Origin of the sequence: Caulobacter sp. X, assembly GCF_002742635.1 — a bacterium.
Lineage (GTDB): Bacteria > Pseudomonadota > Alphaproteobacteria > Caulobacterales > Caulobacteraceae > Caulobacter.
The window spans coordinates 2,031,042-2,047,211 of record NZ_PEGF01000001.1 but is presented as its reverse complement, the minus strand read 5'-3'; the positions used below and the strand labels follow the sequence as shown (position 1 = coordinate 2,047,211).

Here is a 16,170-nt window from a genome sequence, read left to right as displayed (position 1 = left end):
GCGTCGACCGCCTTAGAACATCGCGCGTCCGGCCAGGCGCAGATTGTAGCGCTTTTGCTTCTTGGTGGCTTCGACGCCGCCTTCCAGGGCCAGGTAGGACATCGGCGTGCCGGCGCGCAGGGCGAAGCCCGCGGTGACCGCGCCGTCCTTGTCGTTCAGGGCCGCCAGGGTGAACGGATTGCCGCCCTTGAAGCTGGCGACGGTGTCGCCGACCGAACCGGCCAGGGTCTGGCGGTAGCCGACGCGGATTTCCGGACGCCACCACACGGTCTTGCCGTAGTCGGCGCCCAGGACCAGGCCCAGTTCGCCGCTCAGGTTGCTGGAGGTGCGCTTGTCGACGGTCAGGTCGAAGCCCGAGCCGCCGCCGCTTTCGGCGCGCTTGCCTTCACGCAGCCAGACATAGTCCACGCGGCCTTCGGGACGGGCGAAGAAGCGGCCCATCTTGGCCTCGTAGGCGACGCCGGCGTAGGCGGTCGAGGTCAGGCCATTCCAGTCGGCGTTATTCTTCAGGACCAGGTCGGCCACGCCGTCGGCGTTGACGTCCGGGGCGATGAAGCTGCGCTTGCCATTGAAGAAGCCATAGCCCACGCCGCCGCCGGCGTTGAAGCGCCAGCCGCCGACCGAACGACGCCAGTAGGCGCCGGTCTGGATGAACGAAGCGGTGGTGTGCTCGCCGACCTTGGCGACGGTGTCGTGCTCTTCGAGGCTGGCGTAGGCCAGGGTCACGCCCAGGGCGCCGCCCGCGTCGCCCATGGCCTCGTAGCCGGCGACGAAGCCGAAGGCCTGGGTGTCGGAACCCAACGTCTGGTCGGTGTCGCGACGGGTCAGCGAGGTGATTTCCTGGACCCACAGGCTGTCGGGGCCGTAGCGATCGCCTGGATCGGGGCGGAACATGGTCGCCGCCGAGATCTGCTGGTTGACCGACTGCAGGGCCGAGAACATGCCCTCGCCCTGGTCGGGCAGCATCTGATCGTAGACGTCGCGGAAGCCATCGCGCGTGCTCTGGTTCAGGAAGGCGCTGGCCAGCGTCGTGTCCTGGCCTAGAGCCGCGAACACGGCGTCATAGGCCGAGGTCTCGGCCTTGTTGAAGCCGATCTCGGCGGCCGAGCGGCGGCGCACGTCGATATAGACGTTGTTGGCGTCCGCGCGGCTGGTGGCGACATACAGGTAGGGCGATTGGGCCAGCAGGCTGTTGCCGAACGCGCCCGCGCTGATGTTCGAGCCCTGGATCACCGTGAAGGTGGTCGGCTGCTTGACCAGATTGGCCAGGCGGATGCCCAGCTCGGCGCCCGAGGCGATGGTGGTCGCGCCGGAGACGACCAGCTTCGTGCCGGTCCCGGCGCTCGGATCGGCCGAGAACAGGATCTTGCCGGTCGAGCCGATGTTCAGGCTGCTGACGTTGATCGTCTCGCTGTTCAGGATGCCCAGGCTGCCGTTGGCGACCGAGATGTCGAGCTTGCCGTCGCTGTCGGTCAGCTTGCCCAGGGCCACCGCGCCGTTGGTGATCGACAGGCGGTCTTGGCCCGCGCCGAACGACATGGCGCCCACCAGGGTGCCGCTGTTCAGGTTCAGGGTGTCATTGCCGCCGCCGAACAGCACGTCGCCGACGGTGGTCGGCGTCGACGTGACGGTGGTGGTGTCCGTGCTGGTGACGGTGTCCGTGCTCGGGAAGGTGGTCGTCGAGGTGAAGCTGGACGCTCCCGTCTGGGTGTAGGTCACGCCGACGTTGTTGGCGCGGAGGTCCAGGGCGATCGCCTGGCCGCCGGCCGTCACCGTCGCGGTCGTGCCGTCAGCCTTGAACTGGGGGGCGGTGACGGCGGCGCGGATCGCGCCCGTATTGGTGATCGTCTTGAGCGTGCCGCCCTGGTCGAGCACGGCCACGGCGTCGCCGGTCTCGCCGACGCGCGTGGCGCTGATCGTGCCGTAGTTGTTCAGCGTCGAGGCGGTGGAGCCGGCGCCCAGCACCAGGCCCCGGGCTGAGGCCGTGACGCCAGAAGCCGCGTACGACGAGGCCGTCGACAGGATCGAGCCGCGGTTCAGCAACTGGTCGGCGATCGCGCCGCTGTTGAGGATGGCGCCGGTGGCGTTGGCTTCGTACGCGCTGGCCGAGATCTGGCCGTCGTTGCGCAGGCCGCCGACCAGCGTGGTCGTACGCCCGCCGCCCGCGCCGACCGAAAGCGCCGTCGCCGCGACGCCGTTATAGACGCCGCCGGCGGTGATCGAGCCCTTGGCGATCAGGCCGAAGGCGTTGTCGCCGGTTCCCACCGCGCCCAAGGTGACGTTCTGGCTGGTCGAGCCGATCTGCAACGCCGGCGACGCGCCGAAGGCGCTGATGCTCGACGTCCCGGTGGTGCTGGAGGCGATCGTGGTGAGCACGGTGTTGCCGTCCGCGCCGACCTTGCTTGAATAGTTGGGGCCCTGCAGCAGGACGCCGCCCGTCACATCGCCCGCGACCCGCACGGCGGGCCCGCCTTGGAGCAGGTCGTCGGCGTCCAGCTTGTTGAGGGCGTCCACCGTGGTGGGGCGGGAGGTCGAGCGGTAGCCGGTGGCGCTGGTCGCGCCTTGCAGCACCAGGGCGCCGTTGATGTTGGCGTCGATATCCTGGGCGATCGCGCCGACGCCCTGGACGTTGACCGAGCCGCCGAGAGTGACCTTGCCGGTCACCGGCGCGGCGATGCGCACGCCCCGGGCGTTGTCGCCGATGATGCTGATGCTGCCCAGGTTGGTGACGTTCCCGACGACGGGACCTTCCAGCAGCACGCCCGCGGAATTGTTGCCCTCGATGGTGATCACGCCGGCCGCGTCGTTGACGATATCGCCGGTGAAGGTCCCGGCGTTGGTCAGGCGCACGCCGAAACGGTTCGAGCCCTGGGCGAAGGCGCCATCCAGATCGCCGTCATTATCGCTGTCGGTCGGGGTGTAGTCCTCGAGCAGGGAGATGGTCGCCGAATTGGTCAGGCCGCCCGTCTTGCCGCCGATGATCAGCACGCCGACGCTGTCGTTCACGTTGTTGGTCGACAGGGTCCCGGCGTTGGTCACCTTGTTGTTGCTGTCGATCGTGACGATGGCGCCCGCCGCGGTCGGCTTGATCGAGCCGTCGGCCGTGATCTTGATGTCGTCCGCCGCCGAGCCGGTGGCCGTGCTCGTGGCAATCGGCGTCGTGCGCGCGGTGGAGACCGAGGTTTCCGCCGACGCGGCGAAAGCCATGGCCAGAAGAGGAGCGGCCGCGACCGTCGCGACCAGGACCTTGCGCTGCATTACGAACGACACCTCGATAGAAACCGGCGCACCTAATTCGGGTCACGTTGCGGCGAAAATGCGGTGAGTCTCGCTCGCGACACGTACTAAGGCGCCAACCGTCTATCGCATGGCTTGGCGGGGCGCCATATCTGCTTCGTCGAATCGCTTCACGCTCTGGACCATGAGCCCCCACATGCCCCTGGCGAACACGTCCTCCGCAGGACCGGAAAGTCGCCGCTCCAGCGCCTTTTGGCCCATTCTGGTGGGGCCCGGCGCGATCCTGGGTCTGATGGTCGTCGGCGTGGCCCAACCGTTCCCCGCCGCGCTCGCGGCCGCCGGCGCGGCCGGCGCCGGCTACTGGCTGGCCAAGCGCGACCAGGCGCGGCAAGCGCCTGTGAAGCCCGGCGCGCCGCTTGCCCCCGTCGCGGCGACCGAGGAGATTCCGCCCTTCGCCGCGATTCTCGACCGCCTGCCCGATCCCCTGATGGTGATCGCGGCCGAGGAAGCCGACGACCTGACAGGCCGGCGCTTCCTGTTCGCCAACGCCGCCGCGCGCGAGCTGTTCAAGATCCAACATCCCGGCCAGCTGCTGGTCACGGCGGTGCGTAACCCGCGCGTGCTCGAGGCGGTGGACGAAGCCTTGTTCGGCGGCCTCGAGGGCGTGGTCGAGTTCGAGACGGGCGGGACCCAGGGCCGCGCCTGGCTGGCCTATGTCCGGCCGCTCAAGGACGCGCCGGGCCGCTCGCGCCTGGCCTTGCTGGCCCTGCGCGACGAAACCGACGCCCGACGCAGCGAGCGGACCCGCGCCGACTTCCTGGCCAACGCCAGCCACGAGCTGCGCACGCCGCTGGCCTCGCTGTCGGGCTTCATCGAGACCCTGCGCGGCCACGCCAAGGATGATCCGGGCGCGCGCGACAAGTTCCTGGCCATCATGCTGGCCCAGGCCGAGCGGATGTCGCGCCTGATCGACGACCTGATGAGCCTGTCGCGGATCGAGCTGAACGAGCACATCGCGCCGCTGGGACGGGTCGACCTGGCCATGGCCGCCATCGACGTGATCGACGCCCTGGCCCCGCAGGCCAAGGACAAGGCCGTGACCTTCGATCCCGTGCTGCCGCCGCGCGGCGGGGCGGTGGTCGACGGCGATCGCGACCAGATCATCCAGGTCATCCAGAACCTGGTCGACAACGCCATCAAGTACACGCCCAAGGGCGGGACGGTGCGGGTCGAGATCTTCCCGGGCCTGCCGGCCGAGGCGGCCGCCGCGCCGCGCGATTCGGCCGCCGCCCGCATGTCGCTGCTGACGCCCGACCACGACCCGGCCGAGCGCTACGCCGTCCTGCGGGTCACCGATCGCGGGCCGGGCATCGCGCGCGAGCACCTGCCGCGCCTGACCGAGCGCTTCTATCGCGTCGAGGGGCAGAAGAGCGGCGACCGGTCCGGCACGGGCCTTGGCCTGGCGATCGTCAAGCACATCATGAACCGCCACCGAGGCGGCCTCACGGTCGAGAGCGTTCAGGGCGAGGGGGCGACCTTCGGCGTCTACCTGCCCATGGCCAAGGCCGAGGCCTAGGTCAGGGCGCCGGTCCGCGGCGTCAGCTTGGCCGCGATCTTGCGAAGCCGCCGCCGGTCATCTATCTTTGGTATGCGAGCCGGGCCCCTCTGACGATCGGCGCTGACAGCGCGGTCGTGATGTCGGAACGCATCGGGTGTGCTCGATGCCGGGTCCGAGGGACGTCCCCCCACAGCCCAGCAAGCCCGACGTCGGGCCGCCCTCCCAACAGAGGAGAGCGTCGATGTTTCTGAGTTCCATTTTTTCCAAGTCCGCTCACAGTGGTCGGTCTTCGCCTGACCGTCGCGAACGACCGGCTCCGCCCGCCGGGCCAGCCGATCGGGCGCCGCCGCGGCCCTTCCTGCTTGATCTTGTCGATCGTTGGGGGCGGCGATGAGGATCGGCGCCCCCTCTGGCTCCGGGGCCTGGCTGCCGCTACGACTGACGCAGCAGACCCTTGTCCAGGCGGCGTCCCACGCCAGCCAACCGACGAGCAAGCCCGTGACGCCGCCAGACCGGATCGAGACTTCGCCAACGGCGCGATCCGCCCGTCGCAGCGTGCTCGACATCCGCGTCTGACCCTTTCGGGCTAGCCGACTTCCTTTCAACCTCAAGTCCCCCGGCGGCCGCGACCACAGCGCGGCCGCCGAAGGATGGATCGCGACCTCACCATGGATTTCCTGACCCTGCCGCTGATCGGCAAACCCCTTTGGATGTGGGCCGGCTTCGTTCTGGCCGTCGTCGCGCTGCTGGCGTTCGACCTTGGCGTCCTGCACCGCAAGACACGCGAGATCGGCATCCGCGAGAGCCTCGTCATGTCGATGGCCTACATCGCGCTGGGCCTTGGCTTTGGCGGTCTGGTCTGGATGCAGCTGGGCGCTGCGGCGGGGGTCGAGTACCTGACCGGCTTCGTGATCGAGAAGAGCCTGGCGATCGACAACGTCTTCGTCATCGCCCTGATCTTCGGCTTCTTCGCCATTCCGCCCGCCCTGCAGCATAGGGTGCTGTTCTGGGGCGTGCTGGGCGTGATCCTGATGCGCGGCGTCATGATCGGCGTCGGCGCGGCGCTGGTCAGCCAGTTCGGCTGGGTGCTCTATATCTTCGCCGTCTTCCTGATCCTGACCGGCCTGAAGATGCTGTTCTCCAGCGGCAAGCCGATCGATCTCAACGAGAGCGCCACGCTCAAGCTCATCCGGCGGGTCCTGCCGGTCACCGAGCGGCTGGAGGGCGAGAAGTTCTTCGTCAAGGGCGCGGACCCACGCACAGGCAAGGCCGCCCTGCTGGCGACGCCGCTGTTCCTGGCCCTGGTGCTGGTCGAGGTCGCTGACCTGATCTTCGCCGTCGACTCGGTCCCGGCGATCTTCGCGATCACCACCGATCCCTACATCGTCTACACCTCGAACATCATGGCCATCCTGGGCCTGCGCGCCCTCTACTTCGCCCTGGCGGCCGTGCTGCACCGCTTCGCCTATCTCAAGCAGGCGCTGGCCGTGCTGCTGGTGTTCATCGGCGGCAAGATTTTCATCGCGGACCTGCTGGGCTGGGCCAAGTTCCCCGCCAGCCTGTCGCTGTCGATCACCTTCGCCATCCTGGCGGCCGGCGTGTTCTGGTCGCTATGGCGGACGCGAAAAGCCGGTTCTTCGAGCGCGTGAGCGCGTTAACCGAGCGCTGTCGTCAAACTGTCATGCAACTGTCGCATAAGCACAGCGCCGGCCGGTCATAGATCTGGCCCGGGGGAAGGCCGCGATCCTGCGGAGCCTTCGACACTTCTGGCGCAAGATTAGCTTCACGCATGCTGACCTGGCTTTCGCTCCTTGTCCTGGCGCTGTTCTCCGGCGCGGCCTTCATGGCCGGCCGCCGTCGCGCCGTGGCCGCCGCCGGAGGCCGCGCGCGCGTCCTCCATTCCCTGCCGGACTACTACGGGACCTACGCGGCCCTGTGGGCCGGCGTGCCCGCCGCCTTGCTGCTGCTGCTGGGCGTGATGTTCGGCGGCCGCGTCGAGGACGCGATCCTGCAGTCGAGCCGTCCGGCCGCCGTCCAGGCGCTGGAGCCCGACCGCCAGGACGTCTTCTACAGCGACGCCCACGCGATCGCCGCCGGCAAGTCGCCCAGCGAGGTGACCTACGAGGGCGAGCTGAAGGCCGCCCTGGACGTCAAGGTCGCCGAGGCTCGCCGCATCGAGACCCTGCTGAAGGTCGGCGTCCTGGCCGCCGCGGGCGTGCTGGCCCTGGCCGGCTTCCTGCTGGCCTTCCCGAAGATCTCCGCTGAATTCCGGGCCCGCAATCGGGTCGAGGGCTGGATCGGCATGCTGCTGATCGGCTGCTCGGTCGCCGCGGTGCTGACCACCCTGGGCATCGTGCTGTCGCTGGTCTGGGAAAGCTGGCGCTTCTTCCAGAGCGTCAATCCGATCTCGTTCCTGTTCGGCACCGAGTGGAGCCCGCAGATCGCCATGCGCGCCGACCAGGTGGCCTCGGCCGGCGCCTTCGGAGCCGTGCCGCTGTTCGCCGGCACCTTCCTGATCATGCTGATCGCCATGCTGGTCGCCGCGCCGATCGGTCTCTATTCGGCGATCTACCTTTCGGAATACGCCAACCGCGGCGTGCGCGGCGTGGTCAAGCCGCTGCTCGAGGTGCTGGCCGGCGTGCCGACCGTCGTCTACGGCTTCTTCGCCGCCCTGACCGTGGGCCCGCTGTTCCGCGCCGGCTTCAACGCCCTCGGCGCGGCCCTGCCGCCGGGCCCGATCGCCACCTACCTGATGGAAGTCCAGAACCAGATGGCCCTGGTGGCCGGGGTGGTGATGGGGATCATGCTGATCCCGTTCGTCTCCTCGCTGTCGGACGACATCATCAACGCCGTGCCGCAGTCGCTGCGCGACGGCAGCTACGCCATGGGCGCGACCAAGTCCGAGACGGTCAAGAAGGTCGTCCTGCCGGCCGCCCTGCCGGGCATCATGGCCGCCATGCTGCTGGCCATGTCTCGCGCCGTCGGCGAGACCATGATCGTCACCATGGCCGCCGGTCTGCAGGCCAAGCTGACCGCCAACCCGCTGGACACGGTGACCACCGTCACCGTCCAGATCGTCACCCTGCTCACCGGCGACCAGGAATTCGACAGCCCCAAGACGCTGTCGGCCTTCGGCCTCGGCCTCACCCTGTTCGTGGTGACGCTGTGCCTGAACATCATCGCCCTGCGCATCGTCCAGAAGTACCGGGAACAATATGACTGACGCGACCCTCGGCGCGGCCGCCCCGCGCTCGGCCTTCTCGGCCGCCGACGACCGTCTGAAGAAGCGTCACCGCGCCGAGCGCCTGTTCAAGGCCCAAGGCATGGCGGCGATCATCATCGCCATGATCTTCCTGGTGGTGCTGGTCGGCCGCATCGTGGCGCAAGGCTACACGACGTTCGAAACCCACACCCTGAGCGTGCCGGTCTATCTGAACCCGGACCGCATCGACACGTCCGACCTCTCGGGGGTCAACTACGACTACATCGTCGCCGAGGCGGTGATGAAGAAGCTGGGCGTGCAGGACGACGACCTGGGCACGACCTCGACCAAGGTCCAGGACCTGGTCTCGCGCGACTTCGGCTTCCAGCTGCTGAACAAGATCAAGGCCGACCCGAAGCTGATCGGCCAGACGATCACCGTCTCTGGCCCGCTGAAGGCCGACGCCGACCTCTATTTCAAGGGCGAGCTGAAGCGCTCGACCGCCGAGGGCGACCGCAAGCTGGACAACCAGCAACTGGATTGGCTGGACCAGCTGAAGACGGCCGGCGCGATCAAGTCGGGCTTCAACTTCGCCTTCTTCACCAACTCCGACTCGACCGAGCCTGAGCAGGCTGGCGTGCTGGGCGCGGTGGTCGGCTCGGCCATGATGCTGATCATCACCGCCCTGATCGCGGTGCCGGTCGGGGTGATGGCCGCCGTCTATCTGGAAGAGTTCGCCCCGAAGAACCGCTGGACCGACATCATCGAGGTCAACATCAACAACCTCGCGGCCGTGCCGTCGATCGTCTACGGCCTGCTGGGCCTGGCCTTGTTCATCAACTGGCTGAACGTGCCGCGCTCCTCGCCGCTGGTCGGCGGCCTGGTGCTGGCCCTGATGGCCCTGCCGACCGTGATCATCGCCACCCGCTCGGCGCTGAAGGCCGTGCCGCCCTCGATCCGCGAGGCCGCCCTGGGCGTCGGCGCGTCGAAGACCCAGACGGTCTTCCACCACGTGCTGCCCCTGGCCATGCCCGGCGTGATGACCGGCGCCATCCTGTCGCTGGCCCACGCGCTGGGCGAGACCGCTCCGCTGCTGATGATCGGCATGGTCTCGTTCGTGCCTGGCGTGCCGGAAGGCTTCACCGGCGCGGCCACCGTCCTGCCGGTCCAGGTGTTCATCTGGGAGAACGCGTCGGAACGCGCCTTCCACGAGCGCACCGCCGCCGCCATCATCGTCCTTCTAGTCTTCATGATCGTCATGAACGCCGCGGCCGTGATCCTGCGCCGCCGCTTCGAGCGCCGCTGGTAGGTTTCACATGACCCTGATCCTGAACCCTCTCGCCCATCCTCTCCTGCGCGGACACGCCATGACCGTCCAAAGCCCCGACGACACCGCCGGAACCCCGGTGATCCAGACCGCCGTGCCGCCGGCCAGCGCCGCCGCCCCGGTCGGCGAGCCCAAGATCAAGGCTCGCGACGTCAAGGTGTTCTACGGCGAGAAGCAGGCGCTGTTCGACGTGAACCTGGACATCCCGGCCAAGTCGGTCACCGCCTTCATCGGCCCGTCGGGCTGCGGCAAGTCGACCTTCCTGCGCTGCATCAACCGCATGAACGACACGATCCCCTCGGCCCGCGTCGAGGGCTCCATCGAGATCGACGGCGCCGACGTCAACGCCAAGAGCGTCGACCCGGTGGTGCTGCGTTCGCGCGTCGGCATGGTGTTCCAGAAGCCGAACCCCTTCCCGAAGACGATCTTCGAGAACGTCGCCTACGGTCCGCGCATCCACGGCCTGGCCTCGCGCAAGGACGAACTGGAAGCCATCGTCGAGAGCAGCCTGAAGAAGGCCGGCCTCTGGAACGAAGTCGCCGACCGCCTGCACCAGCCGGGCACGGGCCTCTCCGGCGGCCAGCAGCAGCGTCTGGTGATCGCCCGCGCGATCGCCGTGTCGCCGGAAGTGATCCTGATGGACGAGCCCTGCTCGGCCCTGGACCCGATCGCCACCGCCAAGATCGAGGAGCTGATCGACGAGCTGCGGACCCAGTTCTGCATCGTCATCGTCACCCACTCGATGGCCCAGGCCGCCCGCGTCTCGCAGCGCACGGCCTTCTTCCACCTCGGCAAGCTGGTCGAGAGCGGCCCGACCGAGGAGATGTTCACCAATCCTCGCGACAGCCGCACCCAAGACTACATCACCGGCCGCTTCGGCTGATCCGGCGGGGAAGGACACCGACATGACCGAACACACCGTCAAATCCTACGGCGAAGAGCTGGCCCACCTGACCGCGGAAGTCACCCGCATGGGCGGCATCGCCGAGAGCCAGGTCGCCGACTGCATCGCCGCCATCGCCCGCCGCGACGGCCCGCTGGCCCAGGCCGTGGTCGCCGGCGACGAGCGCCTGGACGCCCTGCAGGGCGAGATCGAACGCAAGGCCTTCCGCCTGATCGCCCTGCGCCAGCCGATGGCCGTGGACCTGCGCCACGCCGTCGCCGCCTTGAAGATCTCGATGAGCCTGGAACGCTGCGGCGACATGGCCAAGAACATCGGCAAGCGCGCGCTGATCCTGAACGACGCCGATCCGATGACCGCCCTGACCCGCTCGATCGAGCGCATGGGCAAGCTGGTCCAGGGCCGCCTGAAGGACGTGCTGGACGCCTACACCACCTCCGACCTGCAGCGCGCCATCGGCGTGTGGAGCCGCGACGAGGAGGTCGACGAGCACTACAACTCGATCTTCCGCGAGCTGCTCACCTACATGATGGGCGACCCGCGCACGATCAACGCCTGCGCCCATCTGCTGTTCGTGGCCAAGAACCTGGAACGCATCGGCGACCATGCGACCAACATCGCCGAGATCATCCACTTCGAGCTGACTGGCGAGGAACTGACGTCCCAGCGCCCCAAGCTCGACGTCGTTTCGCAGTAAGGCTGGAGGCGATCTGAAGTGACACCCTACGTTCTGGTGGTCGAAGACGAAGACGCCCTGGCCACCCTGCTGCACTACAATCTCGACAAGGAAGGCTACCGCGTCGCGGTCGCCGGCGACGGCGAGGAAGCCCTGACCCTGGCCAGCGAACGCGCGCCGGACCTGGTCATCCTAGACTGGATGCTGCCCAAGGTTTCGGGCATCGAGGTCTGCCGTCGCCTGCGCGGCCGGGCCGAGACCCGCAACGTGCCGATCATCATGCTGACGGCGCGCGGCGAAGAGAGCGACCGCATCCGCGGCCTCGACACCGGCGCCGACGACTATGTGGTCAAGCCGTTCTCGATGGTCGAGCTGACCGCCCGCGTCCGCGCCGTGATGCGCCGCATCCGTCCGGGCCTGGCCGACGACCGCATCACGGTCGGCGACATCGTGATCGACCGCGTCGCCCACCGCGTGAAGCGGAACGGCAAGGAGATCCACCTGGGCCCGACCGAGTTCCGCCTGCTGGACTATCTGATGCAGCATCCGGGCCGGGTGTTCAGCCGCGAGCAGCTGCTGGACGCGGTCTGGGGCTCGGACGTCTATGTCGAGGCCCGCACGGTCGACGTCCACATCGGCCGCCTGCGCAAGGCGCTGAACGGCTCGTCGGACGGCGACCCGATCCGCACGGTGCGTTCGGCCGGCTATTCGCTGGACCTGGACGCGGCCTGAGACTCTACAGCCCCAGCCGCTCCAGCAATTCCCGGCGATAGGTGCGGCTGGTCACGACCTCCGCGCCGCTCTCCATCGTCAGCCGCCACGAGCCGTCCGACAGGGGGGCGAAGGCGGTGACCCGCGCCAGGTTGACCAGGGCCGAGCGGTGGCAACGGGCGAAGAGTTTGGCGTCCAGCCGCGCCTCCAGGGCCTGCAGCGTGCTGCGCAGAAGCCCCTCGCGGTCCGACCAGTGGACGACCACGTAGTTGTCGGCGGCGCCGAACCATTCGACCTCGGCCGTCTCGACCGGCACCCGCCGCGCGCCGCTCGTCACGATCAGCCGCTCTTCCGGGGGCGGCGGCGTGGCGGTCGCCTGCGCCAGCGCCTGACGGGCGTCCTCCAGCGCGATCTCCAGCGCATGGGCGCGGTCCCTCTCGTCGCCGGCCTGGCTGTAGCGCCCCGCGGCCAGCCCCACCGCGGCCATGGCCGTGTACAGCAGCAGGCTGACCGGCAGGCGCGCCAGGGTCCGGGCTGGGATATCGGCGCCCGCGCCATGGGCGGCGTCGATCGTGGCCGAGATCAGCGACTCCGCCGGGATGATCAGGGCGCCGGCCAGATAGAGCGCCAGAAGCCCGATCGCGCCCAGGCCGAACCGACGGATCAGCAGCCATACGACCAAGGCCGCCGGCAGCCAGGCGGTATAGATCGCGCCCTGCCAGATCAGCGAGTCGACGACGCCGAGCTCCCGGCCGCGGAGCGCCGCCAGCCGTCGCGCGAACCAGGCCGCCGATATCGTCGTGGCCAGCCAGCCATAGGCGGTGAACGCCAGGACCCAGACGCGGGTCTGACGACGGCTCAGGCGGGCTCCGGTCGGGGCGCGCTCTTCCGCCCCCGGACCAGGACGATGATCCAGATCACGGCCATCGGTTGGAACAACAAGGTCGGCCAGAGCTGACTCCACGGCTTGGGCAGGAACGTCACGAAGTTACCTGAGAACGCGCTGATCACGGCGCCATAGGCCGAAAGCATTTTTAAGACGTGCTCGTAGCGCCAGAGAGACGGGCTGAAAGGCCATGACAGCGGCCGCAAGAAACGCCAGACGTCCCAGCCGCCGTAGGTGAAGGCGGCGTAGACCAGCGCGGCGCTGACCGCCGCCTTCCCGCCGGTGCGGCCCTGTACGACCAGCAGCAGGATCCAAGCCCCGATCGCCAGGACCGCCAGTGTGGCGATCCAGTCCAGAGGCCGGGCGCGCTGGCGCGGATCGAGGTCCGGCCGCTTGCGGCCCAGGACCCGCGCGCCCGAGAAGAGCGTGATCGTCGCGGTGGCCGACAAGGCGGCAAAATAGGCGTTGAAGCGCAGCACGGTCATCACCCAGGCGGCGGCCAGCAACACGCCCATCAGCGCCACGAACAGACGGCCCGACCAGCGGTGAAGCCGCGCGCCCTTGCGGCTCAGGATCGGGACCAGGCCGACGGCGACCAGCAGGAAGCCGGCGGACACATGCACGGCGAGCGCGGGGGAGAAGATCAGCTTGTCCATGCCCTCGGCTTAGCGGCGCGTGGGCCGGACGCGAGCCGATTGGGGCGAATGACGGCGGGCGGGGGCGAGCGATGGCTTGACCCGCCGCCGCCCGCGCGTCACACCCCGCGCTCATGGAAAAGCTGACCATCCTCCTCGTCGGGTCCGGCGGGCGCGAGCACGCCCTGGCCTGGAAGATCGCCCAGTCGCCGCTGTGCGGCCGCCTCGTCGCCGCCCCGGGTAATCCCGGTATCGGCAAGGTCGCCGAGCTCAAGGCCGTCAAGGCGACCGACGCCGACGGCCTGGTCGCCCTGGCCCAGGAGATCGGCGCGGACCTGGTGGTGGTCGGTCCGGAATCGGCGCTGGAGGTCGGCCTGGCCGACAAGCTGGCGACGATTGGCATCCCGTGCTTCGGCGGCAGCCAGCGCGCGGCGCAGTTGGAGACCTCCAAGGCCTTCACCAAGGACTTCTGCCAACGCCACGGCCTGCCGACGGCGGCCTATGGCGTGTTCGAGGACGCCGCCTCGGCCGGCGCCTTCCTCGACACCCTCGCCGCGCCGTTCGTGATCAAGGCCGACGGCCTGGCGGCCGGCAAGGGCGTGGTGATCGCCGCGACCCGCGCCGAGGCCGACGCGGCGGTGCTGGACATGCTGGGCGGTCGCTTCGGCTCAGCCGGCGCGCGCGTGGTGATCGAGGAGTTCATGCACGGCGAGGAAGCCTCGCTGTTCGCGGTCTGCGACGGCGAGACGGCGATCTTCTTCGGCGCGGCTCAGGACCACAAGCGCGCTTATGACGGCGACGAGGGCCCCAACACCGGCGGCATGGGCACCTATTCGCCGCCGCCGGTGCTGACCCAAGACCTGATCGACCAGGCCTGGCGCGAGCTGATCGTCCCGACCGTCGAGGGCATGGCCGCCGAGGGCAATCCGTATGTCGGCGTCCTCTATGCCGGCCTGATGCTGACGCCCACGGGCCCGAAGCTCGTCGAGTACAACGCCCGCTTCGGCGATCCCGAGTGCCAGACCCTGATGCTGCGCCTCGAGAGCGACATCGTGCCGATCCTGCTGGCGGCGGCGAAGGGCGAACTCGCCTCCATCGAAGCGCCGAAGTGGCGCGACGAGGCGGCGATCTGCGTGGTGCTGGCCGCCGAGGGCTATCCCGACGCGCCCAGGACCGGCGGCCGCATCCAGGGCGCCGACGCCGACTTTGGCGAGGCGGTCGTGGTCTTCCACGCCGGCACGACGCGCGAGTTCGAAGGCCGCCTGGTGGCGTCCGGCGGCCGGGTGCTGAACGTCTGCGCCCTGGGCGCGACGCTGAGCGAGGCCCGGGATCTCGCCTATGCGGCCCTGGGAAGCATCAGCCTGGAGGGCGGCTTCTACCGTCGCGACATCGGCTGGCGGGCGCTGGCCGCAAAGAGCTGAACACCGTGCCTATCTGCTTGCCATGGCATTGGCGAGCGCCTTCATGATTTCAGGGGCCACAGTCCAAACAGTCCAGATTGCCATCCCTATTAGAGGGAGCTGAATTGCGAATGACAGGGCATCTCTAAATTTGTGCAGACGATCCGAAGTGCCTCTTTGCGCGATGATTTCTCCACTGCGAAAGAGAACCCACATGCTCAACCAACCGAAGAATACTGTGGTTGCGACATAGGCTGTCACAACGATCCAAACGTTGTGTGTGTTTCTGCCTAGTTCAAGAAGAACACTCACGGCGGTGATGCGCGCAAGGACGTCGAAGAAGCGCTTAGCTGCGCTGTCCGCTAAGTCGATGACTTCTCGCAATTCTTCCGGCTTTCTCACAGTGTTACCTGCCCAAATAGCTACAGTTGATGCACATTTAGGTTGCATAGCTATGAATAAACTCTTAGCGGGTATCTGATCTGCGCTTGCCTCCGCCGCTTCACCCTCTAAACTCCCTTTCAAACAAGTGTTGGGGAGAAGCGCGCCATGGCCCAAGCCGCCGAACAGTCCGCCCAGGACCTGAACTCGGGCACCAAGCCGGTCGACCCGCGCCACGCGATCGACGAGGTCAAGCTGGCCGCTTGGCTCGAGGCGAACGTCGAAGGCTACGCCGGTCCGCTGGAGGTGCGCCAGTTCAAGGGCGGCCAGTCGAACCCAACCTATCAGCTGGTCACGCCGGCCCGGAAGTACGTCCTGCGCCGCAAGCCGCCGGGCAAGCTGCTGCCCAGCGCCCACGCGGTCGACCGCGAGTACAAGGTGATCTCCAGCCTGAACAAGGCGGACTTCCCGGTCGCCAAGGCCTACGCCCTGTGCCTGGACGAGGACGTCATCGGCACGATCTTCTACGTGATGGAGAACGTCGAGGGCCGCATCCTGTGGGACGGAACCCTGCCCGACTACCAGCCGGCCGAGCGACGCGCGATCTACGAGGCGCAGATCGACACCCTGGCGGCGCTGCACAATGTCGACTACGCGGCCGTGGGCCTTTCCGACTACGGCAAGCCCGGCAACTATTTCGCGCGCCAGATCGACCGTTGGACCAAGCAGTACAAGGCCTCCGAGACCACCCCGATCCCCGAGATGGACCGGCTGATCGAGTGGCTCGCCAAGACCGTCCCCGCCGACGACCAGACCTCGATCGTCCATGGCGACTACCGCCTCGACAACATGATCCTGCATCCCACCGAGCCGCGCGTGATCGCGGTGCTGGACTGGGAGCTGTCGACCCTGGGCAATCCGCTGGCCGACTTCAGCTACTTCCTGATGAACTGGGTGATGCCGTCGGACCAGCGCGGGGGTCTGGCCGAGATCAAGGACCTGGAAGCCTACGGCATTCCGACCATCCCCCAGGCGGTGGCGCGCTATTGCAAGGCCACCGGCCGCGACGGCCTGCCCGAGCTGGACTGGTATTTCAGCTACAACCTCTTCAGACTGGCCGGCATCTGCCAGGGCATCGTCGGTCGCGTCCGCGACGGCACGGCCGCCAGCGCCCATGCGCAGCTGATGGAGGCGCGCGTGCCGGTCCTGGCCAAGGGAGCCTGGGACTTCGCGCGCAAAGCGGGGGCTTGAGGGGT

At 68.2% G+C, this 16,170-nt stretch carries 13 protein-coding genes; 9 read left to right on the top strand and 4 right to left on the bottom strand.

Features of this window, described 5'->3' with window-relative positions:
* Window positions 1-12: 12 nt before the first annotated feature.
* Window positions 13-3,270, bottom strand: a complete 3,258-nt coding sequence (locus tag CSW60_RS09430) for an autotransporter outer membrane beta-barrel domain-containing protein (protein ID WP_099537003.1) — start codon at window positions 3,268-3,270, stop codon at window positions 13-15.
* A 163-nt stretch (window positions 3,271-3,433) separates the two neighbouring features.
* Between CSW60_RS09430 and CSW60_RS09425 the strand changes: the two genes are divergently transcribed.
* The 7 genes from CSW60_RS09425 to phoB all read left to right on the top strand — a co-directional run bounded on the left by CSW60_RS09425 (window position 3,434) and on the right by phoB (window position 11,633).
* Window positions 3,434-4,813 (top strand): cell wall metabolism sensor histidine kinase WalK, encoded by a 1,380-nt coding sequence (locus tag CSW60_RS09425; protein WP_099537002.1) that lies wholly within the window; start codon window positions 3,434-3,436, stop codon window positions 4,811-4,813.
* A 650-nt stretch (window positions 4,814-5,463) separates the two neighbouring features.
* Complete coding sequence (locus tag CSW60_RS09420) at window positions 5,464-6,444, top strand: TerC family protein (protein WP_099537632.1); 981 nt, start codon at window positions 5,464-5,466, stop codon at window positions 6,442-6,444.
* 140 nt (window positions 6,445-6,584) lie between these two features.
* Window positions 6,585-8,018 carry a phosphate ABC transporter permease subunit PstC gene (pstC, locus tag CSW60_RS09415; RefSeq protein ID WP_099537001.1) on the top strand — a complete coding sequence of 478 codons (1,434 nt, stop codon included), beginning with the start codon at window positions 6,585-6,587 and terminating at the stop codon, window positions 8,016-8,018.
* Window positions 8,011-9,306, top strand: coding sequence for a phosphate ABC transporter permease PstA (pstA, locus tag CSW60_RS09410; protein WP_099537000.1), 1,296 nt, complete (start codon window positions 8,011-8,013; stop codon window positions 9,304-9,306). The genes pstC and pstA overlap by 8 nt, the downstream gene beginning before the upstream one ends.
* A 58-nt stretch (window positions 9,307-9,364) precedes the next feature.
* On the top strand, window positions 9,365-10,207 hold the full coding sequence (pstB, locus tag CSW60_RS09405; RefSeq protein WP_099537631.1) for a phosphate ABC transporter ATP-binding protein PstB: 843 nt from the start codon (window positions 9,365-9,367) through the stop codon (window positions 10,205-10,207).
* A 22-nt stretch (window positions 10,208-10,229) separates the two neighbouring features.
* Window positions 10,230-10,922 carry a phosphate signaling complex protein PhoU gene (phoU, locus tag CSW60_RS09400; protein WP_099536999.1) on the top strand — a complete coding sequence of 231 codons (693 nt, stop codon included), beginning with the start codon at window positions 10,230-10,232 and terminating at the stop codon, window positions 10,920-10,922.
* Between the two features lie 18 nt (window positions 10,923-10,940).
* Entirely contained in the window at window positions 10,941-11,633 is a 693-nt protein-coding gene (gene phoB / locus CSW60_RS09395) for a phosphate regulon transcriptional regulator PhoB (protein WP_013080924.1), read from the top strand.
* 4 nt (window positions 11,634-11,637) lie between these two features.
* Here the strand turns inward: phoB and CSW60_RS09390 are convergent, their stop codons facing one another.
* Both CSW60_RS09390 and CSW60_RS09385 read right to left on the bottom strand, forming a co-directional pair.
* On the bottom strand, window positions 11,638-12,576 hold the full coding sequence (locus tag CSW60_RS09390) for a LytTR family DNA-binding domain-containing protein (protein WP_236634239.1): 939 nt from the start codon (window positions 12,574-12,576) through the stop codon (window positions 11,638-11,640).
* Window positions 12,471-13,154 (bottom strand): hypothetical protein, encoded by a 684-nt coding sequence (locus CSW60_RS09385; RefSeq protein WP_099536998.1) that lies wholly within the window; start codon window positions 13,152-13,154, stop codon window positions 12,471-12,473. The genes CSW60_RS09390 and CSW60_RS09385 overlap by 106 nt, the downstream gene beginning before the upstream one ends.
* 113 nt (window positions 13,155-13,267) lie before the next feature.
* On the opposite strand from CSW60_RS09385, the gene purD reads away from it, so the two are divergent.
* Complete coding sequence (gene purD / locus CSW60_RS09380) at window positions 13,268-14,554, top strand: phosphoribosylamine--glycine ligase (protein WP_099536997.1); 1,287 nt, start codon at window positions 13,268-13,270, stop codon at window positions 14,552-14,554.
* A gap of 9 nt (window positions 14,555-14,563) precedes the next feature.
* On the opposite strand, the gene CSW60_RS23105 is transcribed toward purD, so the two are convergent.
* Entirely contained in the window at window positions 14,564-14,935 is a 372-nt protein-coding gene (locus tag CSW60_RS23105) for a hypothetical protein (protein WP_143324148.1), read from the bottom strand.
* Window positions 14,936-15,082: 147 nt separating this feature from the next.
* On the opposite strand from CSW60_RS23105, the gene CSW60_RS09375 reads away from it, so the two are divergent.
* Window positions 15,083-16,165, top strand: a complete 1,083-nt coding sequence (locus CSW60_RS09375; protein ID WP_099536996.1) for a phosphotransferase family protein — start codon at window positions 15,083-15,085, stop codon at window positions 16,163-16,165.
* Window positions 16,166-16,170 lie beyond the last annotated feature (5 nt).